Below are 22,945 nucleotides of genomic sequence, written 5' to 3'. Positions count from 1 at the left end.
ATGCGCGAGGGAACGATCACCTGCTTCACGCCGACAATTCTCGCAATGCCGCCGCAGCCAGAAATCCGGACCGTGAGCTGTAACGACGATCCCGTTTTACGGTTTGATCGATACGCTCGAGTAACTGCTCAGGAAGCGTGGCGTTGAAGCGTACCGATTTCCCGAAGTAAGGCGTCACGTCAAACTCGACCACACCCCATACACCGCCGGCATAGTCGGGATTATCAAGGTGATCATCTATCTCGTGCACTTGTGGAAGTGGATCGCCATCGGCGACCAGTCCTTCGTAATGCAAGGACAATGCTTCTTTCACGTTTTCGAATGCTTGCGACACAGTGCTACCTGCGGAGAAGCAACCGGGCACATCAGGGACAATCACTCCATAGTCTGAGTCGGCATCCTTGTGCAGAACGACTGGGAATTTCATGTTGGTGGACCCTTCCTCTAAATCCGGTTTCGTTGGAGACCGGTCTCTTTCCACTACGACCCTATAAGGGTTCTCGTAGCTGCTTACCGGCCTCATTTCAGTCCGGCCTGTTTCAGTATGCTGTTGATCGTACCTTTCGGAAGATCGGAGTCTGGGTGCTTGATGGTGACCCTACCCGGCTTGCTCGGATGTTTGTATTGGTGAATGGCTGCCTTTCACCGCCACCAGATACCACCCGTCCTCCTCGATCGCTTTGATCATTTCCCGACTTCGCATCACCCTCGCCCTTTTCGACAGCCTCTGTGGCGCACTGTACACAGCAAAGGGCAAGCTCAATACACACCATACACACTCGGTTAAATATTAGTCTACAAATCCTGCCTTTGTTTTACCGCCACTGGAACGCCTCGGTCAGCCGGAAGACATCGCCAAGGTCATCTCCTTCCTCGTCAGCCCGGCTGCCAACTGGGTCAACGGGCAAATCCTGCGAGCCAACGGCGGGCTGGTTTGAGTCGTCAAGGTTCTCAACGCCTATGCTCGTTATGACGGAGTGTTGGAAGTGTGGGAGCGAGCTTGCTCGCGATGGACGTTAACAATAACGCGTGTTTTCTGAATAAGCGCGCCGCCCTTGAGTCCATCGCGAGCAAGCTCGCTCCTACAAGGGCCCAGCTTTCGCTTAAAGGAGGACCCCCACATGCACACCACCATCATCATCACCTTCGGCCTGGTCCTTCTGGCGCTGATGCTGTTGATCGGGCAGAAACTCGGTTTCAGCCAGCAGACAGTTACCTACAGTTTCATCGTCCTGTGGCTGGCACTGACGGCGATCAACGGCGCCGTGGGCATGGTCACCGCAGGGCAATCGCTGGTCTCTGAACTGATGGTCGGTAGTGTGGTGTTCAGCGTACCGGTGGCCGCTCTGGTGCTGTTCATGGCGTTGAACAAAGCCTGAGCGGCCACTGGCCCTTGATCAACGCACCAAATGCAGGAACTGCAGGTGCCGTTCGTACTGGTCAAGGATGTCGTTGATGATTTGCTCCTTGGTGTAGCCCACCAGATCGTAGTCCTGACTGCCTTCGCTCAAATGCACTTCAGCCCGGTAGTAGCGACGGTTGTTGAGCTCTTTGGAGCCCATCCCGCCACGGGCGAAAGACGGTGTAAAGTAGCCGCGCATCTGCACCTGATAGATAAACGGGTGCTGCTCGCCATGCCCGATTTCCAGGCTGACGCTGTCGTTGGCCGGGTCCGGTTGGGCGACCACATTGAGGCCTTTTTCGACGAACACCGCCGTTACTTCTTCGATGGCCGGACGCACCGTGGAATCGAGGAAGCGGTACACCTCATCCCGTGACGGGAAATGCACGGCCTGGCTCAGGCGCTGACGCCAACCGCCGCGTCGCGATCCGGACACCGGTGCCAGCGAGTGCAGTTGCGCGATCTGCCTCTGCGACTCGAGGTAGAACGCCTTGTGCAGCCCCCACATCATCAGCAGCAAAATCAACGAAAACGGCAGCGAAGTGAGCACCACCGCTGATTTCAGCGAGTCGATACTGCCGGCGAACAACAAGGCACTGGTGATCAACGCAGTCATCGCGCCCCAGAACACCCGCAGCCATTTCGGTCCGTCTTCGTCGGGGTTGCCGCCCCGAGCCGAAAGCGTCGAGAGCACCACAGTGCCGGAATCTGCCGAGGTGACGAAGAACACGAAGCTGATAAACACCGTGACCGCGATCACGGTCTTGCCCCAAGGGTAGGTTTCCAGCAACAGGTACAGGGTCATCGACGGGTTTTCGAGGGCCGACATACCCATCGCGCTCATGCCGTGGTTGAGCACCTGATCGATGGCGCTATTGCCGAAGATCGACATCCAGGCCAGGGTGAAACCCAGGGGAATCAGCAGCACGCCAAAGACGAATTCACGGATGGTCCGGCCACGGGAAATCCGTGCAATGAACAACCCCACGAACGGCGACCAGGCAATCCACCAGGCCCAATAGAACACCGTCCAGCCGCCCAGCCAGTCGCTGGGTTTGTCGTAGGCGTAGAGGTCGAAACTCTTCATCGGCAAGGCGCCGAGGTAATCGCCGATGTTCTGGATCAGGGTGTTGAGCAGGTGCTGGGTAGGCCCGGCGAACAACACGAACAGCAGCAGCGCGCAGGCCAGCAGCATGTTGATGTCGGACATCACCCGCACACCTTTATCGACCCCGGACACCGCAACGATGATCGCCGCGCCCATCATCAGGGTGATCAGGCCGACCTGAATCCACTGGGTGTGAGCGATGCCGAACAGGAAGTCGAGCCCGGAGTTGAGGTGCAACACACCAAAGCCCATGTCCGCGCCCAGCCCAAACACCGTGGCGATGATGCCGAAGCCATCCACCGCGTAGCCGATCGGGCCGTTGATACGTTTGCCAATCAGCGGGTACAGGGCCGAGCGCAAGGCCAGCGGCAGGTTATGCCGATAGGCAAAGTAGGCCAGCGCCATGCCGACGAAAGCGAACACACCCCAGCCGTGCAGCCCCCAGTGCAGAAACAGAATCTGCATAGCCTGGCGCGCGGCGTCGGCAGTGCCGGCTTCGCCTTGAGGCGGCTGCAGCATGTGGGTCAGCGGTTCGGAAACACAGAAGAAAAACAGCGTGATACTGATCCCGGCGGCGAACAGCATGCCGGCCCAGGACAGGTAACTGAATTCGGGTTCGTCGTGGTCGGCACCGAGCTTGATCTTGCCGTAGCCGGACAAGGCGGTGACCACCACGAAGACCAGATACAGGGTCATCGCCAACATGTAGTACCAGCCGACCGTATTGGCCGCCCAGTTTTGCGCGGCCAGCAACCAGGCGCCAGCCTGTTCCGGCACGGCGATCACCACCAGGCCGAACAACAGAATGAAACTCGCCGCGAAGTAGAACACTGGCGGGTTCATGCGGATCTGACCGCTTGGAGGGGTGGACGGTGCACTCATGAAAGATGCACCTCGAGGGTGGGGGATGTGGCCGGATAAAACGGACTCAGCAAAGGTAAGCCTCCTGTTGTGAGCGGGCAGCGAACCACCGGTTTAACTTGAACGAGCGTTCAAGTTAAACATGAATAGGTGTTTCAGGACTAATCCCAAGGCCAGGCGGTACCTTGTGGTGAGGGGGGCTTACTAATGCAAATCTTGCAATCAATGGAGATCCAACTGTAGGAGCGAGCTTGCTCGCGATGATCCAGAGAGCGCCGCGGCGATTCAGGCGCCCCGCGTTATCGTTGGCGACCATCGCGAGCAAGCTCGCTCCTACAAGGGCGCGTCGCTACTTCTGCGTCCCGTCATCATGCTGCAGATTGGCCTGGGTCAGGTTGCAGCCAGCCGGCACGCTGCGGGTCAACCAGACGTTGCCGCCGATGGTCGAGCCCTTGCCGATGGTGATCCGCCCGAGAATGGTCGCGCCGGCATAGATCACCACGTCGTCTTCGACAATCGGGTGACGTGGATGGCCTTTTTGCAACTGGCCATCCTCGTCCGCGGGGAAACGTTTTGCACCGAGGGTCACAGCCTGATAGATGCGCACCCGTTCACCGATGATCGCCGTCTCGCCAATCACCACACCCGTGCCGTGATCGATAAAGAAGCTGGCGCCGATCTGCGCGCCGGGGTGGATATCGATGCCGGTTGCCGAGTGGGCAATCTCCGAACTGATCCGCGCCAGCAGCGGCAAGCCGGCGCGGTACAGGTGATGCGCCAGGCGATGGTGGATCACCGCGAGAATCCCCGGGTAGCACAACAGCACTTCATCCACGCTGCGCGCCGCCGGATCACCGTGGAAGGCCGCCAGCACGTCAGTATCGAGCAGGCTGCGCAGGCCCGGCAAGGCCAGGGCGAAATCCTGGATCAATTGAATGGCTTTGGCTTCGACTTCGTTATCGATCCGGGCGCTTTGCCGAGCCACATAACGCAGTTCAAGGCGTGCCTGGGCCAGCAAGGCATTGAGCGCCACATCCAGGGTATGGCCGACATAGAAGTCTTCACTCTCCTCACGCAGGTCCACCGGGCCGAGGCGCATCGGGAACAGTGCGCCGCACAGCGCTTCGAGTATCTCGGCCATGGCCGCTCGCGATGGCAATTCGCGCCCGCCCTGCTCGCCGCTGATGCGGCCGTTCTGAGTACGCCACTGGTCTCGGGCATCGCGCAGTTGGCTGACTATGGTCTGCAACTGCCAATGGCTGGAAGGCTCGCTCATGGTAAAGACTCCTCATTCATGCGGCCGGACTGTCTGGCTGCGGAAACGGCATCCACTTTACGGTACGCGCTCGACCCTGAATTAAGAACGAATTGTGCAGCCATAAGCACGTTTGGATATAAGCGATTGACGGTTGCTCCAGTAAAAAGGCCTGCCTATAGTCCAGACACCTCCTACAACCAGTGCGGACCCATGATTAAACAACAGCTTGCTCGCTTCAATCGTCTGGAACTCCTCGGCAACGCCACCGCGCTGGAAAAACTCGAGCGCCTGTCGACCTGGCTCGGCCGCGATGTTTACGTCAAACGCGATGACACCACGCCGCTGGCACTGGGCGGCAACAAGCTGCGCAAACTCGAATACCTGGCGGCCGATGCGCTGGCCGCCGGTGCCGATACCTTGGTCACCGCAGGTGCCATTCAGTCCAACCATGTGCGCCAGACCGCGGCATTGGCCGCCAAGCTCGGGCTGGGTTGTGTCGCACTGCTGGAAAATCCCATTGGCACCCACGACAGCAACTACCTGGCCAACGGCAACCGCCTGCTCCTGGATCTGTTCGACGCCAAGGTCGAGTTGGTGGACAACCTGGACAATGCCGACGACCAGCTGCACGCCCTCGCCGAACGCCTGCGGTCCAGCGGCAAGAAACCCTATCTGGTGCCGATTGGCGGCTCCAACGCTTTAGGTGCCTTGGGTTATGTCCGCGCCGGTCTGGAACTGGCCGCGCAGATCGAGGACAGTGGACTGAAGTTCGCCGCCGTGGTGCTGGCCTCCGGCAGTGCCGGGACCCATAGCGGTCTGGCTCTGGCGCTGAGCGAAGTGCTGCCGGATCTGCCGGTGGTGGGTGTCACGGTTTCGCGCACTGATGAAGCCCAGCGGCCGAAGGTCCAGGGTCTGGCCGAGCAAACCGCCGAACTGCTCGGCATGAGCGTGCCGGCGAGTTTCAAGGTTGAGCTGTGGGACGAATATTTCGCCCCGCGCTATGGCGAGCCGAATGCCGGAACCCTGGCGGCGATCAAGCTGGTGGCCAGTCACGAAGGCTTGCTGCTGGACCCGGTGTACACCGGCAAGGCCATGGCCGGTTTGCTCGATGGCATTGGCCGCAATCGTTTTGATGACGGTCCGATCATCTTCCTGCACACCGGCGGGGCGCCGGCGTTGTTTGCGTATGCGGGGGTGTTTTAAACGCAAAAGATCGCAGCCTGCGGCAGCTCCTACGGGATCGGTGATCAACCTGCCTTTGTAGGAGCTGCCGCAGGCTGCGATCTTTTCGAATACGATAAAATTTTATTCCATAAATGAATAAGAATGTATTTTTATAGTATTTTCCAATCTAAAAGCATCGTCATATAGTCGCGCCACAGGCGAATATGCCGCGAGACGCATAGGCTGCTTTAAGGCAGGATGTTGCAGTCGTCCAGATCCAGAGATTCGCCTTCTTTTCCAAATGCATTTTCATAAGAAAACATAGGGGCTTTTCATGAATTTTTCCGCACTACGTCGAAATCTGCTTATCGGCTCGCTGGGTCTGGCACTCGGTGCCGGTCTGCTGGGGCAAGCGGTTGCCGGTGAGCAACTGAAAAAAATCAAGGACGCCGGCGTGATCAACGTCGGTCTGGAAGGCACCTATCCACCGTTCAGTTTCGTCGATGCCGACGGCAAACTGGCCGGCTTCGAAGTAGAGTTCTCCGAAGCCCTGGCCAAAGAGCTGGGCGTGAAAGTCAAACTGCAGCCGACCAAATGGGACGGTATCCTCGCGGCCCTGGAATCCAAGCGTCTGGACGCGGTGATCAATCAGGTGACCATCTCCGAAGAGCGCAAAAAGAAGTACGACTTCTCCGAGCCCTACACCATCTCCGGGATTCAGGCGCTGACCCTGAAAAAGAACGAAGGCACTATCAAGACCGCCGCCGATCTGGCCGGCAAAAAAGTCGGTGTGGGCCTGGGCACCAACTATGAGCAGTGGCTCAAGGACAACCAACCGAAAGCTATCATCAAGACCTATGACGATGATCCGACCAAGTATCAGGACCTGCGCGTAGGCCGTATCGATGCCATCCTGGTGGACCGTCTGGCCGCTCTCGAACTGACCTCCAAAGCCAAGGACACCGCCGTTGCCGGCGAACCGTTCTCCCGTCAGGAAGCCGGTGTTGCCCTGCGCAAAGGCGAACCTGAACTGCTGGCCGCGGTGAACAAAGCCATCGACAAATTGCGCGCCGACGGCACCCTGGCCAAGATCTCGCAGAAATACTTCAACGCTGACGTCACTAAATAATGGAACAAGCTTTCCAACTCGCGCTGGATTCCGCGCCCTTCCTGCTGAAGGGCGCGTACTACACGGTCATTTTGAGCCTGGGCGGGATGTTCTTCGGCCTGGTGATGGGCTTCGGTCTGGCGCTGATGCGCCTTTCGCGCTTCAAGCTGGTGAGCTGGATTGCCCGCGTCTACGTGTCGTTCTTTCGCGGCACGCCGTTGCTGGTGCAGTTGTTCGTGATCTATTACGGCTTGCCGCAATTAGGTATCGAACTGGATCCGCTGCCGGCGGCGTTGATCGGCTTCTCGCTGAACATGGCCGCCTATGCCTGCGAAATTCTCCGTGCCGCGATCAGCTCAATCGAACGCGGCCAGTGGGAAGCTGCCGCCAGTATCGGCATGACCCGTGCGCAGACCCTGCGTCGGGCCATCCTGCCGCAAGCGATGCGCACGGCACTGCCACCGCTGGGCAATAGCTTCATTTCGCTGGTCAAGGACACGGCGCTGGCCGCCACCATTCAGGTGCCGGAACTGTTCCGTCAGGCGCAGCTGATTACCGCTCGCACCTTCGAAATTTTCACCATGTATCTTGCCGCCGCGCTGATCTACTGGGTTCTGGCAACGGTGCTTTCGCACCTGCAAAACCAGCTGGAAGCACGGGTCAATCGGCACGACCAGGAGTTTTGACCCAATGATTGTCGTGGAAAAACTGACAAAGCAGTTCAAGGGTCAAGTGGTGCTCAACGGCATCGATCTGCAAGTGAAGGAAGGCGAGGTAGTGGCGATCATCGGGCCTAGCGGCTCGGGCAAAACGACCTTCCTGCGCTGCCTGAATTTCCTCGAAGAACCCACCAGTGGCCGAATCAAGGTCGGCGATATCGAGATCGATGGCAGCCGACCGTTGAACCAGCAACAAGGGCTGGTGCGTCGGTTGCGCCAGCACGTTGGTTTCGTATTCCAGAGCTTCAACCTGTTCCCCCATCGCACGGCGCTGGAAAACGTGATCGAAGGCCCGTTGGTAGTCAAGAAGATGCCAAAGGACAAGGCGGTGGCCCTGGGCCGGGCGCTGATGGCCAAGGTTGGCCTGGCGGGCAAGGAGGACGCTTATCCACGCAGGCTTTCCGGTGGGCAGCAACAGCGTGTAGCGATTGCCCGGGCGCTGGCGATGGAGCCGGAAGTGATCCTGTTCGATGAACCCACCTCAGCCCTGGACCCGGAATTGGTTGGCGAAGTACTGGCGACCATTCGCAGCCTGGCCGAAGAGAAACGCACCATGGTGATTGTCACCCATGAAATGGGCTTCGCCCGGGACGTGGCCAATCGGGTGGTGTTTTTCGACAAGGGAGTCATCGTCGAACAGGGAGAAGCCAAGGCATTGTTTGCCAACCCGAAAGAAGAGCGTACTCGACAGTTCCTCAGCAAGTTTCTTAATCCTGGCACTTAAATATTACCCCGATTAACTCGCCCAAGGATGGAGCGAGCCCTGCCAAATCGCACTTGCATGATTAAGCTCCAAAATATTCATTACATTTTCTGACGAATACTTTTTTCAACCTGAACAACTAATAGTCGTTGTATAAAGACCTGTCACATCCCGCCTTCATCAATCCGTAATGCCTCCCGCCCCACACTATCAGCCGTTCGGCCGTGGGATTATTAATTGTATGCGACGTCCACACATACCTCCGGCAACACATTTTTTTGAAGAACCGAGAATAATCATGACTATGGCTGCCTGAGTCTATCGGCTAGCAATGCGGCTATTCGGCGCAACAACCTCTGGGTAAAAGTCATATGACGCGCACACTAAAATGCCAATCCCATGTAGGCTTTTTCTGATTAGAGACCTATCAATAAGTTTACCCATAGAATGGCTTGACATGAACTCCGCACCCAACTTATCTAAACAATAAATATCAGACTCCATGACATGCTCTGAATTTTTCAGCTCATAGACTTATCACTTTGTAACTTGCGTGGCGCTATATAGGTGAAGGCTAGGCACTTGCGTTGTGTGCTTGCCCGAAACGGATTTCGCTGCACGCTATCAAGGAGAACGACATGACACGTACCTCAGCAAAACCGGAACTTGGCGCTCCGTCTCTGGCACATAACTCTATGCAGGGCATAGGTGTCATAGCTGCCGCTCATCTGCTGATCGAGATACCGCCCTATGCCGCCATGGACGAAGGTGACCTCATCGAATTGTTCTGGGACGGCTGCTATGTGGCGTCCCGGTCACTCAAGGCCGCCGACATCGCAAAGCCGGTCAGCCTGCGGGTGCCGGAGAGTTTTATTCAGAATGGCACTTCGCGAATCCACTATCGGGTCATGCAAGTTGGACAGGGTCCCGCGCTATCGAGCGCAAGACGGGTCCAGGTCAAGCTCGACTGCCCGGGCGGGCAACCGTCGGAACTCTGCGGTGACGAAAACCAGGGCCTTGAACCTATGGGTATCCCCGAGACGATCCGCCGCCAGGGGGTCAATCCCAACCAGATCAAGCGCGGCGTACCGCTGACCATAGAACCTTACTTGAACATGGCTGCCGAGGATGAAATCACCTTGCGCTGGGGCGATGTGCGCATGGACTTGCCCAAAGTCAAAGCCGATGAGGTTGGCAAGCCGATCAACGTCTGGGTACCACCGACCGTGATTCTGGAGGCAGGGGAAGACAACCAACTGGAAATCACCTACTGCATTCTCGATCGCGTCGGCAACAACTCGCGCTGGGCGCCAGCCCGCAAGCTAAAGATCGGAGCGGCCAACCCTTACAGCAAAATACCGCTGAGAACGGTGCTTCGAGCGGCCGAAACCCGGCGCCACTGAGTCCTCCCTCCCCGCCGCTTCGGGCTTGAAATTTCCGGAGCGGGGATCCTGACCACAGACCTTCTATGCATATTCCCAAAAGTTAGTTTATTAATTTTTTATGCGCGATTAAGGTATATATACCGGACCACCGGACATTCTTGGTTTTGATTTCGCCGCGGCTTTCGCGGCACTTCCATAAGATGTGAGGTAGGTATGGTCCGGAACACAATCACCCAAGTGCAGATCGCCAGGGCATTGCGTGCAGCCAAGGAGTGGCACTGATGTCCAATCTGGCAGATGCATCTGTCCAGAGTGATCTGGACATCGCCCCGCTATTGCTGCCCGCACGGGTCCTGCGCAATGACGCGCAAGCCCTCAAAGCCGCCCATGAACTCGCTGACATCGCCCGTTTGCAAGCATCCCGGCGTGACCGGCAGCGCAAGTTGCCGTGGTCGGAAATAGAGCAGTTCACCCGCAGCGGCCTGGGCAGTATTTCCATCCCCCGTGAATTCGGCGGTCCGCAGGTCTCCTTCGTCACCCTGGCCGAAGTATTCGCGATTATTTCCGCGGCTGACCCGGCGCTGGGGCAGATCCCGCAAAACCAGTTCGGCATTCTCAATGTGCTGTTGCACAGCGCCACCGAACGGCAAAAAAAGCAGCTGTTCCAAAGTGTGCTCGAAGGCTGGCGGATCGGTAATGCGGGACCTGAGCGCGACAGCAAAAACACCCTTGAGCTCAAAGCCCGGATCACCGCCAAAGGTGACAGCTTCGTTATCAACGGCCAGAAGTTTTACTCCACCGGCGCCTTGTTCGCTCACTGGATTACCGTCAAGGCCCTGAACGACGAAGGCAAGCCAGTCATGGCGTTCGTCCGCCGTGGCACAGCCGGCCTGCGCATCGTCGATGACTGGTCAGGCTTTGGCCAACGGACCACCGCCAGCGGCACCGTGTTGCTCAACAACGTACCGGTCGAAGCCGAGCTGGTGGTGGATAACTGGCGATTGAGCGAAGTTCCGAATACTCAGGGCGCCGTGTCGCAATTGATTCAGGCCGCCATTGACCTCGGTATCGCCCGTGCTGCGATCGACGACAGCATCCGCTTTGTCCGCGAACGTTCGCGGCCGTGGATCGACGCCAATGTCGAACGAGCCAGCGATGACCTCTATGTGATCGCCGACATCGGCAAGCTGAAAATAGAACTGCATGCCGCCGAAGCCCTGTTGCGCAAGGCCGCAAAAGTGCTCGATCAGGTCAGCGCTGCGCCTGTGACTGCCGAATCCGCGGCCCGCGCCTCGATCGCCGTGGCCGAAGCCAAAGTACTGACCACCGAGATCTCGTTGCTGGCCAGCGAGAAGCTGTTCGAACTGGCCGGCAGCCGCGCAACCCTCGCCGAATTCAATCTCGACCGCCACTGGCGCAACGCGCGCGTCCACACCCTTCACGACCCGGTGCGCTGGAAATATCACGCCGTGGGCACCTATCACCTGAACGGCACCTTGCCCGCCCGGCATTCCTGGATCTGACGACCAGAACACTTTGACCAGATCTCTGGAGAATCACATGACTCTTTCTCAACACGTCGCGGTCATAACCAGCGACGAACAAGCCCTGATCGTCGCCAGTGACCTGGCCGAAGATTTCAAACGCGACAGCGCCTTGCGTGATCGCGAGCGTCGCCTGCCACACGCGGAGCTGGAAGTGTTTTCGCGCTCCGGGCTGTGGGGCATCAGCGTGCCCAAGGCCTTCGGTGGTGCTGGCGTTTCCCATGTCACCCTGGCCAAGGTCATTGCCTTGATCGCCCAAGCCGACTCGTCCCTGGGGCAGATCCCGCAGAACCACTTTTATGCCTTGGAAGTGCTGCGGGTAAACGGCAGTCTGGAGCAGCAAAAACGCCTCTATGCCGAGGTATTGGCCGGCCAGCGTTTCGGTAATGCGCTTGCAGAATTTGGCACCAAAACCGCCCACGACCGCGTCACCAGCCTGAACCGCGACGGCGGGGGTTTTCGCATCAACGGCCGTAAGTTCTATTCCACCGGGGCGATTTACGCACACCGCATTCCGACCTCCGTGGTGGATGAAAATGGCGTGCAGCAACTGGCCTTTGTACCGCGCGACAGTAAGGGTCTGACGGTGATCGACGACTGGAGCGGCTTCGGCCAGCGCACCACCGGTAGCGGTTCGGTGGTGTTCGACAACGTTTATGTAGCGGCCGAGGATGTGATCCCGTTTCAAAGCGCCTTCGAACGCCCGACCCCGGTCGGCCCGCTGGCGCAGATACTCCACGCGGCCATCGATACCGGGATTGCCCGCGCCGCGTATGAAGACGCGCTGCATTTTGTCCGGACCAAGACCCGACCATGGATTGATTCCGGCAATGACAAAGCCACTGAAGATCCGCTGACGATCAAGAGCTTCGGCCACTTGAGCATTCGTCTGCACGCCGCCGAGGCACTGCTGGAACGCGCCGGTGAATTCCTCGACCAGGCTCAAGCTGAAACGAACGCCGAGACCGTCGCCGCAGCGTCTATTGCGGTCGCCGAAGCCCGTGCCATCAGCACCGAAATTTCCCTGGCGGCCGGCAGCACTCTGTTCGAACTGGCCGGCAGCCAGGCCACCCTGGCCGAACACGGTCTGGACCGTCACTGGCGCAACGCCCGGGTGCACACCCTGCACGACCCGGTGCGCTGGAAGTACCACGCGGTCGGTAACTACTACCTCAATGATGAAAATCCGCCGTTGCGGGGGACTATCTGATGTCCTCGCCTTTAACAAAGAGAAAAAAAATCCTGCTCAATGCGTTCAACATGAACTGCATCGGGCACATCAACCATGGCCTGTGGACTCACCCGCGGGACAACTCGACTCAATACAAGACAATTGAATACTGGACCGAACTGGCACAACTGCTGGAGCGCGGGCTGTTCGACGGCTTGTTCATTGCAGATATCGTCGGCGTCTACGACGTCTACCAACATTCGGTGGACGTACCGCTCAAGGAGTCGATCCAGTTGCCGGTCAACGACCCGTTGCTGCTGGTCTCGGCCATGGCTGCGGTGACGAAAAACCTTGGCTTCGGCCTGACCGCCAACCTGACCTATGAACCGCCGTATCTGTTCGCCCGTCGCATGTCGACCCTCGATCACCTGAGCCGCGGTCGGGTGGGCTGGAACATTGTCACCGGTTACCTCGACAGTGCCGCCAAGGCCATGGGTCTGATTGAACAGGTTGAACATGACCGGCGTTATGACCAGGCCGATGAATACCTGGAGGTGCTCTACAAACTCTGGGAAGGCAGCTGGGAAAACGACGCGGTACTCAATGACCCGCAGCAGCGGATCTACGCGCAGCCGGACAAGGTCCACAAGGTTCAGCACCACGGCGAGTTTTACCAGGTCGAGGGCTATCACCTTTGCGAGCCGTCCCCTCAGCGCACGCCGGTGCTGTTCCAGGCCGGCAGTTCGGATCGCGGCTTGCAGTTCGCCGGGCGGCATGCCGAGTGCGTGTTCATCAGCGGGCAGAACAAAGCGGCGACCAAGGTGCAGGTAGACAAAGTCCGCGCCAGCGCTGTCGAGGCCGGACGCAACCCAGAGGACATCAAGGTGTTCATGGGCTTGAACGTGATCGTCGGCGCCACCGAGGCGCTGGCCTGGGCCAAGCATGCCGAGTACCTGAGCTACGCCAGCGCCGAAGCCGGGGTCGCGCATTTCTCGGCGTCCACCGGTATCGATTTTTCCGAGTACGAACTCGACGAGCCGATCCAGCACGTGAAAAGCAACGCCATCCAGTCCGCCACCAAAATCCTGCAAAACAACGACTGGACCCGGCGCCAATTGCTTGAACAACACGCCTTGGGCGGACGCTACATCACCCTGGTCGGCTCACCTGATCAGGTCGCCGACGAGCTCGAATCCTGGATCGCCAAAACCGGCCTGGACGGCTTCAACCTGACCCGCATCGTCACCCCGCAAAGCTATGTCGACTTCATCGACCTGGTGATCCCCGAGTTGCAACGCAGAGGGTCGTACAAGACCGCGTATGACAGCGGAAGCCTGCGAGAAAAGCTGTTTCACGCAGAGGCGCATTTGCCCCAGCAACACACCGGCGCCAGCTACCGACATTGACCCCTGTGGCGAGGGGGCTTGCCCCCGTTGGGTCGCGAAGCGGCCCCAAAACCATCCCATGAGGTGTGTCAGTTAAAACTTGCCAGCAGGTTTTGCGACTGCTGCGCAGCCGAGCGGGGGCAAGCCCCCTCGCCACATTAGAGCGCCACGAATTCAAAAACTTACTACTGACTGGAAACCCATCATGACCAAAAGCCTCTTCACCCAACCAGTCAAAGCACTGGCCCTTGCTCTCGGACTGTTAAGCGCCGTCGCTCACGCCGCTGACACCCCACTGAAAATCGGCACCACCGCCGCCTTCGCCATTCCCCTGGAAGCAGCTGTCATCGAGGCCGGCAAGCAAGGCCTGAAGGTCGACCTGGTGGAGTTCAGCGACTGGATCGCACCCAACGTCAGCCTGGCCTCGGGCGATATCGACGTGAACTACTTCCAGCACATCCCGTTCCTGGAAAACGCCAAGGCTGCCGGCGGGTTTGATCTGGTGCCATTCGCACCCGGGATTATCAACAACGTCGGGCTCTATTCGAAGAAATACAAAAGCTTCGACGAACTGCCCCAAGGCGCCAGCGTGGCCATCGCCAACGACCCGATCAACAGCGGGCGCGGCTTGCAACTACTGGCCAAGTCCGGGCTGATCACCCTTAAACCGGGGGTGGGCTACAAGGCCACCGAAGACGACATCATCGCCAACCCGAAGCAACTGAAAATCCTCCAGGTCGAGGCCGTGCAGCTAGTGCGCGCCTACGATGACGCCGATCTGGTACAGGGCTACCCGGCGTATATCCGTCTGGCGAAAACCTTCGATGCCGAGTCTGCCTTACTGTTCGACGGCCTCGATCACAAGGAATACGTGATCCAGTTCGTGATCCAGCCCAAGAGCAAAACCGATCCACGGCTGATCAAATTCGTCGATATCTACCAGCACTCGCCGGTGGTACGCGCAGCACTGGATAAAGCGCACGGCAAGCTCTACCAAGCCGGCTGGGAAGGTTAAGCATGAGTGCAGCGACCGCCCACCAACGCAGGCTGGACCACCCGCCAGCGCAGAACGCCGAACAGACCGAGTTGCATCCCGAACTGAACCGCGCCCACGTGCGCTTTATCGGCCTGGGCAAGACGTATGACGGCCAGCAAGGTCCGGTCAATGCCTTGCACGGTATCGACCTGGCGATTCAGCGCGGCGAAGTGTTTGGCATTATCGGCCGCAGCGGCGCTGGCAAGTCGTCGCTGATCCGCACCATCAACCGTTCGGAGCAACCCAGCACTGGCCGGGTGCTGATCGATCATGTGGACATCGGTGAGTTCGATGAGGACCGGCTGGTGGCGCTGCGCCGACGCATCGGCATGATTTTCCAGCACTTCAATCTGATGTCGGCCAAGACCGTCTGGCAGAACGTCGAGTTACCGCTCAAGGTCGCCGGGGTGGCCAGGGAACAACGCGAGAAAAAAGTTCGCGAACTGCTGGAGCTGGTGGGTCTGCAAGACAAACACAAGGCCTATCCGGCGCAGCTTTCCGGCGGGCAAAAACAGCGTGTCGGGATCGCCCGGGCACTGGTCCATGACCCGGCGATTCTGCTCTGCGACGAAGCCACCTCGGCACTCGACCCGGAGACCACCCAGTCGATCCTCGGCCTGCTGCGCGAGATCAACCAGCGGCTCGGCCTGACCATCATTTTGATCACCCATGAGATGGCGGTGATCCGCGATATCTGTGATCGGGTGGTCGTGCTCGAACACGGGCGCATCGTGGAACAAGGGCCGGTCTGGGAAGTCTTTGGCAACCCGCAGCACGAGGTCAGCAAAACCTTGCTCGCACCGTTGCAACACGGTTTGCCGGATGAGCTGCAAAGCCGCTTGCAAGCGCAACCGCAGTCGGCGCAGACCGCCGTGGTACTGCGCCTGCGATTCACCGGCAGCGCTGCCGATGAACCGGACCTGGCCGCACTGTTCAGCGCCCTTGGTGGCCGCGTGCGCTTGTTGCAGGGCGGAGTCGAACGGATTCAGGGACACGCATTGGGACAGCTGCTGCTGGCGGTGACGGGGTCGTCTCATGGCGCTGAAGAATTACGCCAGCGCGCCAGACAATGGGCACAACAAGCGGAGGTGCTGGGCTATGTGGTTTGATCGTTTACTTCAAGGTGTCATCGACACCTTCCTGATGGTCGGAGTGTCATCGCTGATCGCGCTATTGGCGGGTATTCCACTGGCAGTGATTCTGGTCACCAGCTCCAAGGGCGGGATCTATGAAGCACCGGCGCTGAACCGGGCGTTGGGGGCTTTCGTCAATCTGTTCCGCTCGATCCCGTTTCTGATTCTGATGGTTGCGCTGATTCCCTTCACCCGGCTGATCGTCGGCACTACCTATGGTGTGTGGGCGGCCGTGGTCCCGCTGACCATCGCCGCCACACCGTTCTTTGCGCGCATTGCTGAAGTCAGCCTGCGGGAGGTCGACCACGGCCTGATCGAAGCCGCCCAGGCCATGGGTTGCCGGCGCTGGCATATCGTCTGGCATGTGCTGTTGCCGGAAGCGTTGCCGGGGATCGTCGGCGGTTTCACCATTACCCTGGTGACCATGATCAACTCCTCGGCCATGGCCGGTGCGATTGGTGCAGGCGGTCTGGGTGACATCGCGTACCGCTATGGGTATCAACGGTTCGATAGCCAGATCATGCTCACGGTGATCGTGCTGTTGGTGATTCTGGTGGCGCTGATTCAGTTGGGAGGGGATCGGTTGGCGCGGGGGTTGAATAAGCGCTGAGTCGACTGCCGCAAAGATCAAAAGATCGCAGCCTGCGGCAGCTCCTACAAAGAGATTTGCGTACGCCAGCGATATCGCGGGTGTACTCGGTCGGCGTAGGAGCTGCCGCAGGCTGCGATCTTTTAAGGCTCGGCGCTTTTTCGAGGTATATGAGCTTGGGGTATAGTCGTCCCATCACCCCTCGCCTGCGCAGCTCATCATGAAACTCGCCCCGACCGACCTCGAACAGATCACCTCCACCACCCTCGGCCATTACAACCAGGTGGCCGAGAGCTTTCGTGAAGGCACTCGCGATCACGACGTCAGTCAGAACATCGACGCGTTGCTGCGGCATATTCAAGGCCAGGCGCCGTTTACAATTCTCGACTTCGGCTGCGGCCCGGGGCGCGATCTGCAAACCTTCACGCGCATGGGCCATATCGCGGTGGGCCTCGACGGCTCGGAACGTCTTGCGCAAATGGCTCGGGAAGACAGTGGCTGCGAGGTCTGGCAGCAAGACTTTCTCAAACTCGATCTGCCTGCCGAGCACTTCGACGGGATTTTCGCCAACGCAGTGCTGTTTCATGTTCCAGGGCAGGAGTTGCCTCGGGTTTTGCGGCAACTGCACGCCACGTTGAAATCCGGCGGGGTGTTGTTCAGCTCCAACCCCCGTGGCGAGAACCAGGAAGGCTGGAATGGCCCGCGTTATGGTGCGTATCACGACCTGACATCGTGGCGCAGGATGTTGACCGAGGCCGGGTTTGTCGAGCTTGAACACTACTATCGGCCGGCCGGGCTGCCGCGCGAGCAGCAACCCTGGCTGGCGAGTGTCTGGCGCAAGCCGGTGTAGACAGTTCGGGCGCCATCGCGAGCAAGCTCGCTCCCACATTGGATCTGTTAACGACGAATAATCTTGTGGGAGCGAGCCTGCTCGCGATGAGCGCGAAGCGCTCGCTACTGTGCTTCTTTCTTCGGCTCGCGAATTTTGTACCAGGCCACATACAGCGCCGGCAGGAACAACAGCGTCAGCAACGTGGCAATGATGATCCCGCCGATCATTGCGTAGGCCATCGGCCCCCAGAACACTTCGCGAGCAATGGGGATCATGCCCAGGCTCGCGGCGGCGGCGGTGAGCAGGATCGGTCGACGGCGGTGCTCGGTGGCTTGTACCACGGCGTCCCATGGCGCGAAGCCGTCGCGCTCATACTCCTCGATCTGGGTCACCAGGATCACCGAGTTGCGGATGATGATACCGATCAGCGCGAGGATCCCGAGGATCGCCACAAAGCCCATGGGCGTGCCTGTGGGGATCAGCGCCAGGACCACGCCGATCAGCCCCAGCGGCGCGACGCTGGCCACCAGGAACAGCTTCTGCACACTGTGCAACTGGATCATCAGGAAGGTCGCCATCAGGAACAGCATCAGCGGTACGACTTTGGCGATCGGCCCCTGGGCCTTGCTGCTTTCCTCTACCGTGCCACCGGTCTCGACCGAATAACCGACAGGTAGAGCGGCGGCGAACTTGTCGATATCGGGCTTCAACTGTTTGACCAGATCGGTTGGCTGGATCTCGTCGCGCACCGCGGCCTTGATGGTGATGGTCGGTTTGCGGTCGCGGCGCCAGACCAGGGGTTGTTCAAGTTCATAACGCACGCTGGCAAACGCCAGCAGCGGAATCGAGGTACCGCCCGGGGTGAGGATCTGCAGGTTCTGCAGGGTTTCCGGCGAGCCACGTTCGGCGTCTTCGGCGCGACCGACCACCTTGATCAGGTAGATATCGTCATGCACCTGGGTCACAGACACGCCGCTGACAATGCTGTTCATCAGGTTTGCCACATCTTCCGAGGACAATCCCAATTGCCGCGCCTTGTCCTGGGCGATGTCGATGCGCAGCACTTTACCCGGTTCGTTCCAGTCGTAAATCATCTCGCCGATGTGCGAGTTGTTGTCGAGCATGGTCGCCAGATCGATGGCATGTTTGCGCACCTGATCGATGTCCTTGCCACTGATCCGATACTGGATCGGCCGCCCCACTGGCGGGCCCATTTCCAGCGCCTGGACAAAACTGCCGACGCCGACGAAATCTTCGCGCAGGCGTTTGTCCAAGCGTTGCATCAGCGCCGTGCGCTCTTCCAGGCCCTTGCTGACGATCACCAGTTGCGCGTAGTAAGGGTTCTGCAATTGCTGGTCGAGGGGCAGGTAAAAACGAATCGCGCCTTCACCGATATAAGTACTCCAACGCAGGATGTCCGGATCGTCCTTGAGCGTCGCTTCGAGGCGGTCGACTGCCAGCCGGGTTTCGTTGATCGAGGCATTTTGCGGCAGGTTCAGGTCGACCAGAATTTCCGGGCGGTCCGAGGATGGGAAGAACTGGTTCTGCACAAAACCCATGGAAAACACCGCCAGCACGAACAGCAGCACGGTGATGCCGATTGCCCACCAGCGATTGCGCAGGCTCCACAGCAGCCCGCCGTTGAAAGCGCGACCGATGCGTCCCGGTTCCGCCGAATGGGGCTTCACGTTGGTGCTGAGGATGTGCACGCCGATCACCGGGGCGAACAGCACCGCAACGATCCACGACACCAGCATCGCCACGGCGATGACCGCGAACAGGGTGAAGGTGTATTCACCGGCGGAGCTGGCGTTCAAACCGATGGGCACGAAACCGGCCACAGTCACCAGGGTGCCGGTGAGCATCGGGAACGCGGTCGAGGTGTAGGCGAAGGTTGCTGCCTGTTCCTTGGTCTCGCCCTTTTCCAGGCGAGTCACCATCATTTCGACGGTGATCATCGCGTCATCCACCAGCAAGCCAAGAGCAATGATCAACGCACCGAGGGAAATCCGCTGCATGGTGATGCCGCTGTATTCCATGAAAACGAAAACCATCGCCAGCACCAGCGGAATCGAGCAGGCCACCACCAGCCCGGCGCGCACACCAAGGCTGACGAAGCTGACGATCAGAACGATCACCACCGCCTCGAACAGCGCACGGGTAAACCCCCCCACCGCCACTTCCACCACCTCGGCCTGATCGGAAACCTTGTGCACGCCGATACCCACCGGCAAATCGGCGGTGAGGTCTTGCATACGTTTATGCAGGGCGCTGCCGAAGTCCTGAATGTTCCCGCCCTTTTTCATGGCGATCGCCAGGCCGATGGCCGGCTGACCATTGAAACGGAACATTGGCGTTGCCGGATCGACATAACCTCGGCTGATTTCGGCGACGTCCGCGAGGCGATAGAAGCGGTCATTGAGCCGCAGATTGACGTTGGCCAGGTCTTTCTCCGAGGCGAATTGCCCCGAAGTGCGCACCGAGATGCGTTCGGGCCCCGCCTCGATCACCCCGGCCGGGGTCACCGCATTTTGCGATTGCAGGCTTTGCACCACCTGACCTTGATCGATGCCCAGCGCTGCGAGTTTGCGGGTGGAGAAGTTCAGGTAGAGCACTTCGTCCTGCTCGCCGATCATTTCGACTTTGCCCAGGTTCGGCACTTCGTGGATCTCGGCGCGCACCTGTTCGACGTAGTCGCGCAATTGGCGCATCGTCAGCCCATCGGCGGTGAAGGCATACACCGAGCCGTAGACATCGCCGAACTCGTCGTTGAAGGCCGGGCCCTGCAACCCTGGCGGGAAGGTGCCACGGATATCATCGATCTTCTTGCGCACCTGGTACCAGATCTCGGGAATGTCCTTGGCACTGGTGGTGTCGCGCAGGTACACGAACACGGTCGACTCGCCGGGTCGGGTGTAGCTCTTCACGTAGTCGAGGGAATCAAGCTCTTCGAGTTTTTTCTCGATGCGGTCGGTGACCTGCTTGAGGGTTTCCTCCTGGGTCGCGCCGGGCCAGCGGGACTGGATTACCATGGTTTTGATGGTGAACGAGGGGTCCTCTTCACGGCCCAGGTTCAGGTACGAGAACACCCCCATCAGCAACGCGACGAACATCAGGTACCAGACAAAGGACTGATGCTTGATGGCCCATTCGGATAAGTTGAAACTCCCTTTCATCGCGGGCTTACCTCGTCGACTTTGACTTTCTGCCCCGGCTTGAGGCTGTTCACACCGGCGCTGACCACCCGCTCACCGACCTTGACCCCGGAGGCCAGGAGCACCGTGTTGCCATTGCGGCTTATAAAGGTCACATCACGGGGTGACACAGTCTGCGTCTGGGTATCGATGACCCATATCCGGTTCTTGCCGTCGACTTCCTGTACGGCACTGAGCGGCAGTTCGATTCGCGGTTCGATGGCCGAGCTGAGGGTCACGCCGATGGCGGTGCCCAGGCGAAATCCGCCAGGCGTCTCGGCCAGCGTCAGGCGCGCACGCCGAGTGCGGGTCGCGCTCTGCGCCTGGGGTTCGATCTCGCGCACGATCGCGGTGGTGTTGATGCTCGGGTCGAGCTGTGCGGCCACTGTGAACACCACGTCGGCGGGCAGCCGGTCAACCAGGCCCGCAGGCAAATCGATCACCGCTTCCTTGATGTCCGGCCGCGCCAGGGTCACCACTTGCTGGCCGGCGCTGACCACCTGCCCGGCTTCAGCATTCCAGGCAGTGACGATGGCCGCGTGATCGGTGCGCAGTTCGCTGTAGTTGAGCTGATCGCGGGCCTGGTTGACCGCGGCCTTGGCTTGCTCCAGTGAGGCGCTGGTGGTTTTCAGGTCAGTCTGGGCAATGTCCAGTTGCGCCTGGGCACCGACCCCGCGGTCGAACAGTTCCTGCTGACGCCGGGCGTTGGCCTGGGCGTTGATCCATTGCGCCTCGACCCGCGCCAGGTCACCTTGTCGGGCACGCAGCTGGTTCTGCTGATCGGTCGGGTCGAGGGTCGCGAGCAAGGCGCCCTTCTCAACTTCGCTGCCGACATCGGCATTGCGGCTGGCGATCCGTCCCGACACTCGAAAGCCGAGATTGCTTTCATACCGCGCCTGAATGCTCCCGGCGAAACGCCCAAGGTTTTCTTCCGATTCGGCCTGGACCTCAATGGACAGCACCGGACGTACCGGCTCCGGCGGTGGCTCTTTTTTTGAGCAGGCGGCAAGCAGCACACCGGCCGACAGTAATGCGAGCCAGCGCTTCATGGCCGGGCTCCTGGCTGAGTGGGGCTCTGCGCAGATTGCGCGGCGATCTCCACCAACATCCCAGGGTGCAACAGTTGCCCGCCGGCCGTAACGACTTTTTCGCCTCCGTTCAGGCCCTCGCTGATGATCACCTTGCCGGTCAGGTAACGGGCAACCTTGACCGTATGCAACTGCGCCTTGTCTTCGCCGTCCACCAGCCACACGGCCGGGTCGCTGAGGTTCTTGGTCAAGGCGGACCACGGCAATTCAACGGCGGATTTGCCCGGCACCTTGGCCGTGGCACTGACCACCGAGCCCAGTTCCATGCCCGCTGGCAGTTCGCTCAAGGTCACCTTGACCTGCACCGTGCCGGTTTGCGCGGAGACCGCCGGAGTGATTTCGCGGACGGTGCCGGTGGTCTTGATCTGCGGATTGTCGAGCAGGCTGACCACCACGGTTTTATCCGTCGGCGGCTCGACCAGCAGCGACTCGTAGACGTTGAATACCGCGTCGCGCTCACCCTCCCGGGCCAGGCTGAAGACCGGCACAGTGGCTTGCATCACCTGGCCGACTTCGGCCTGGCGTGCGGTGATCACTCCCGGCGCATCGGCGAGCAGGGCGGTGTAACTGAGTTGCTCGCGGGCGTTGGCCAATTGCGCCTGGGCGGCGGCCAGGGCGCTCTGACTGCTGCGCAACGCGGCCTGGGCGGCATCGTATTCGCTCTGGCTGGTGTAGCCCTTGGGCAATAGCTTCTGTTGGCGGACAAAGGCCGAGGCGGTCTGTTTGACCCGCGCCTGCTCGGCAACCACCTGCGCCTGGGCTGAATCGACATTGGTCTGCAGATCCTGGGGATCGAGTCTGGCCAGCACCTGCCTGGCCGAAACCCTGTCACCCACATCGACCATGCGCTGGATGATCTTGCCGCCGACCCGAAACGACAATTCAGTCTGGACCCGCGCCTGAACATCACCGGTGAGCGTTACCGTCGCGGCGAAGTCAGCTGGCCGCACCTCCTGCACAAACACCCGCGGGCGCTGGCGCTCTACGGGCTGTTTGTCGTCACATGCAGTCAACAGGGCCAATAGGCTCAGGCCTACGACCCATTTCATTCCGGGACCAGCCATGCAGACTCCTTTGCGTGATACGGGCGGACACGTGACGATACGATTGTGAGCTTAGAACAGGGTTGCGGCTCAGCATACGATGTGCGGAGACTCCGTGGCGAGGGAGCAGCTCGCGCTCGAGCGCGAAGCGGTCGCAATTTGCACTCGGTGTTCTGTCTGAAAAAACACGGTTGGATGTTCTACGACCGCTTCGCGGCCGAG

General features: G+C 59.6%; 19 protein-coding genes and 2 pseudogenes. 14 read left to right on the top strand and 7 right to left on the bottom strand.

What is annotated here, in order from left to right:
* Positions 1 to 25: 25 nt before the first annotated feature.
* Positions 26 to 427, bottom strand: a complete 402-nt coding sequence (locus F8N21_RS07010; RefSeq protein ID WP_150641424.1) for a type II toxin-antitoxin system HicB family antitoxin — start codon at positions 425 to 427, stop codon at positions 26 to 28.
* Between the two features lie 92 nt (positions 428 to 519).
* Positions 520 to 703 (bottom strand): annotated as a pseudogene (locus F8N21_RS07005) (type II toxin-antitoxin system HicA family toxin).
* 112 nt (positions 704 to 815) lie between these two features.
* Here F8N21_RS07005 and F8N21_RS07000 point away from each other — a divergent pair.
* Together F8N21_RS07000 and F8N21_RS06990 are read left to right on the top strand one after the other, a co-directional pair.
* Positions 816 to 938: pseudogene (locus tag F8N21_RS07000) on the top strand (SDR family oxidoreductase); the annotation flags it as partial.
* 183 nt (positions 939 to 1,121) lie between these two features.
* Positions 1,122 to 1,379 (top strand): hypothetical protein, encoded by a 258-nt coding sequence (locus F8N21_RS06990; RefSeq protein WP_150641423.1) that lies wholly within the window; start codon positions 1,122 to 1,124, stop codon positions 1,377 to 1,379.
* Positions 1,380 to 1,397: 18 nt separating this feature from the next.
* Here the strand turns inward: F8N21_RS06990 and betT are convergent, their stop codons facing one another.
* Both betT and epsC read right to left on the bottom strand, forming a co-directional pair.
* The gene (betT, locus tag F8N21_RS06985; RefSeq protein ID WP_191624229.1) at positions 1,398 to 3,353 is read right to left on the bottom strand and encodes a choline transporter BetT; all 1,956 of its coding nucleotides are present in this window, start codon (positions 3,351 to 3,353) and stop codon (positions 1,398 to 1,400) included.
* Positions 3,354 to 3,720: 367 nt separating this feature from the next.
* Positions 3,721 to 4,647 (bottom strand): serine O-acetyltransferase EpsC, encoded by a 927-nt coding sequence (epsC, locus tag F8N21_RS06975; protein ID WP_150641420.1) that lies wholly within the window; start codon positions 4,645 to 4,647, stop codon positions 3,721 to 3,723.
* A gap of 192 nt (positions 4,648 to 4,839) precedes the next feature.
* On the opposite strand from epsC, the gene F8N21_RS06970 reads away from it, so the two are divergent.
* From F8N21_RS06970 to F8N21_RS06910, 12 genes are all read left to right on the top strand, one after another.
* A complete protein-coding gene (locus F8N21_RS06970; protein ID WP_150641419.1) occupies positions 4,840 to 5,832 on the top strand; it encodes a D-cysteine desulfhydrase in 993 nt (330 codons plus the stop codon).
* Positions 5,833 to 6,127: 295 nt separating this feature from the next.
* Positions 6,128 to 6,922 (top strand): cystine ABC transporter substrate-binding protein, encoded by a 795-nt coding sequence (gene tcyJ / locus F8N21_RS06965; RefSeq protein ID WP_150641418.1) that lies wholly within the window; start codon positions 6,128 to 6,130, stop codon positions 6,920 to 6,922.
* Positions 6,922 to 7,587 (top strand): cystine ABC transporter permease, encoded by a 666-nt coding sequence (gene tcyL / locus F8N21_RS06960; RefSeq protein WP_150641417.1) that lies wholly within the window; start codon positions 6,922 to 6,924, stop codon positions 7,585 to 7,587. The genes tcyJ and tcyL overlap by 1 nt, the downstream gene beginning before the upstream one ends.
* Before the next feature lie 4 nt (positions 7,588 to 7,591).
* The gene (gene tcyN / locus F8N21_RS06955; protein ID WP_150641416.1) at positions 7,592 to 8,344 is read left to right on the top strand and encodes an L-cystine ABC transporter ATP-binding protein TcyN; all 753 of its coding nucleotides are present in this window, start codon (positions 7,592 to 7,594) and stop codon (positions 8,342 to 8,344) included.
* A 617-nt stretch (positions 8,345 to 8,961) separates the two neighbouring features.
* On the top strand, positions 8,962 to 9,726 hold the full coding sequence (locus tag F8N21_RS06950) for a hypothetical protein (RefSeq protein ID WP_150641415.1): 765 nt from the start codon (positions 8,962 to 8,964) through the stop codon (positions 9,724 to 9,726).
* A gap of 263 nt (positions 9,727 to 9,989) precedes the next feature.
* The gene (locus F8N21_RS06945) at positions 9,990 to 11,231 is read left to right on the top strand and encodes an SfnB family sulfur acquisition oxidoreductase (RefSeq protein ID WP_150641414.1); all 1,242 of its coding nucleotides are present in this window, start codon (positions 9,990 to 9,992) and stop codon (positions 11,229 to 11,231) included.
* A 37-nt stretch (positions 11,232 to 11,268) separates the two neighbouring features.
* On the top strand, positions 11,269 to 12,462 hold the full coding sequence (locus F8N21_RS06940; protein ID WP_150641413.1) for an SfnB family sulfur acquisition oxidoreductase: 1,194 nt from the start codon (positions 11,269 to 11,271) through the stop codon (positions 12,460 to 12,462).
* Positions 12,462 to 13,829 carry an LLM class flavin-dependent oxidoreductase gene (locus F8N21_RS06935; RefSeq protein ID WP_150641412.1) on the top strand — a complete coding sequence of 456 codons (1,368 nt, stop codon included), beginning with the start codon at positions 12,462 to 12,464 and terminating at the stop codon, positions 13,827 to 13,829. The genes F8N21_RS06940 and F8N21_RS06935 overlap by 1 nt, the downstream gene beginning before the upstream one ends.
* Before the next feature lie 184 nt (positions 13,830 to 14,013).
* Complete coding sequence (locus F8N21_RS06925) at positions 14,014 to 14,823, top strand: MetQ/NlpA family ABC transporter substrate-binding protein (RefSeq protein ID WP_150641411.1); 810 nt, start codon at positions 14,014 to 14,016, stop codon at positions 14,821 to 14,823.
* A 2-nt stretch (positions 14,824 to 14,825) separates the two neighbouring features.
* The gene (locus F8N21_RS06920; protein WP_150641410.1) at positions 14,826 to 15,953 is read left to right on the top strand and encodes a methionine ABC transporter ATP-binding protein; all 1,128 of its coding nucleotides are present in this window, start codon (positions 14,826 to 14,828) and stop codon (positions 15,951 to 15,953) included.
* Entirely contained in the window at positions 15,943 to 16,587 is a 645-nt protein-coding gene (locus F8N21_RS06915) for a methionine ABC transporter permease (RefSeq protein WP_150641409.1), read from the top strand. Before F8N21_RS06920 ends, F8N21_RS06915 begins: the two co-directional genes overlap by 11 nt.
* A gap of 199 nt (positions 16,588 to 16,786) precedes the next feature.
* Complete coding sequence (locus tag F8N21_RS06910) at positions 16,787 to 17,416, top strand: class I SAM-dependent methyltransferase (protein ID WP_150641408.1); 630 nt, start codon at positions 16,787 to 16,789, stop codon at positions 17,414 to 17,416.
* Positions 17,417 to 17,520: 104 nt separating this feature from the next.
* Here F8N21_RS06910 and F8N21_RS06905 read toward each other — a convergent pair whose 3' ends face one another.
* From F8N21_RS06905 to F8N21_RS06895, 3 genes are read right to left on the bottom strand one after another with little or no spacing between them, the layout of a single operon-like run.
* Complete coding sequence (locus F8N21_RS06905) at positions 17,521 to 20,574, bottom strand: efflux RND transporter permease subunit (RefSeq protein ID WP_150641407.1); 3,054 nt, start codon at positions 20,572 to 20,574, stop codon at positions 17,521 to 17,523.
* Entirely contained in the window at positions 20,571 to 21,641 is a 1,071-nt protein-coding gene (locus F8N21_RS06900) for an efflux RND transporter periplasmic adaptor subunit (protein ID WP_150641406.1), read from the bottom strand. The genes F8N21_RS06905 and F8N21_RS06900 overlap by 4 nt, the downstream gene beginning before the upstream one ends.
* Complete coding sequence (locus F8N21_RS06895) at positions 21,638 to 22,744, bottom strand: efflux RND transporter periplasmic adaptor subunit (RefSeq protein ID WP_150641405.1); 1,107 nt, start codon at positions 22,742 to 22,744, stop codon at positions 21,638 to 21,640. The genes F8N21_RS06900 and F8N21_RS06895 overlap by 4 nt, the downstream gene beginning before the upstream one ends.
* Positions 22,745 to 22,945 lie beyond the last annotated feature (201 nt).

The organism is Pseudomonas fluorescens (assembly GCF_902497895.1).
GTDB lineage: Bacteria > Pseudomonadota > Gammaproteobacteria > Pseudomonadales > Pseudomonadaceae > Aquipseudomonas > Aquipseudomonas fluorescens_BP.
The sequence above is the reverse complement of the archived record's forward strand: the minus strand, read 5'-3'. Positions and strand labels throughout refer to the sequence as shown.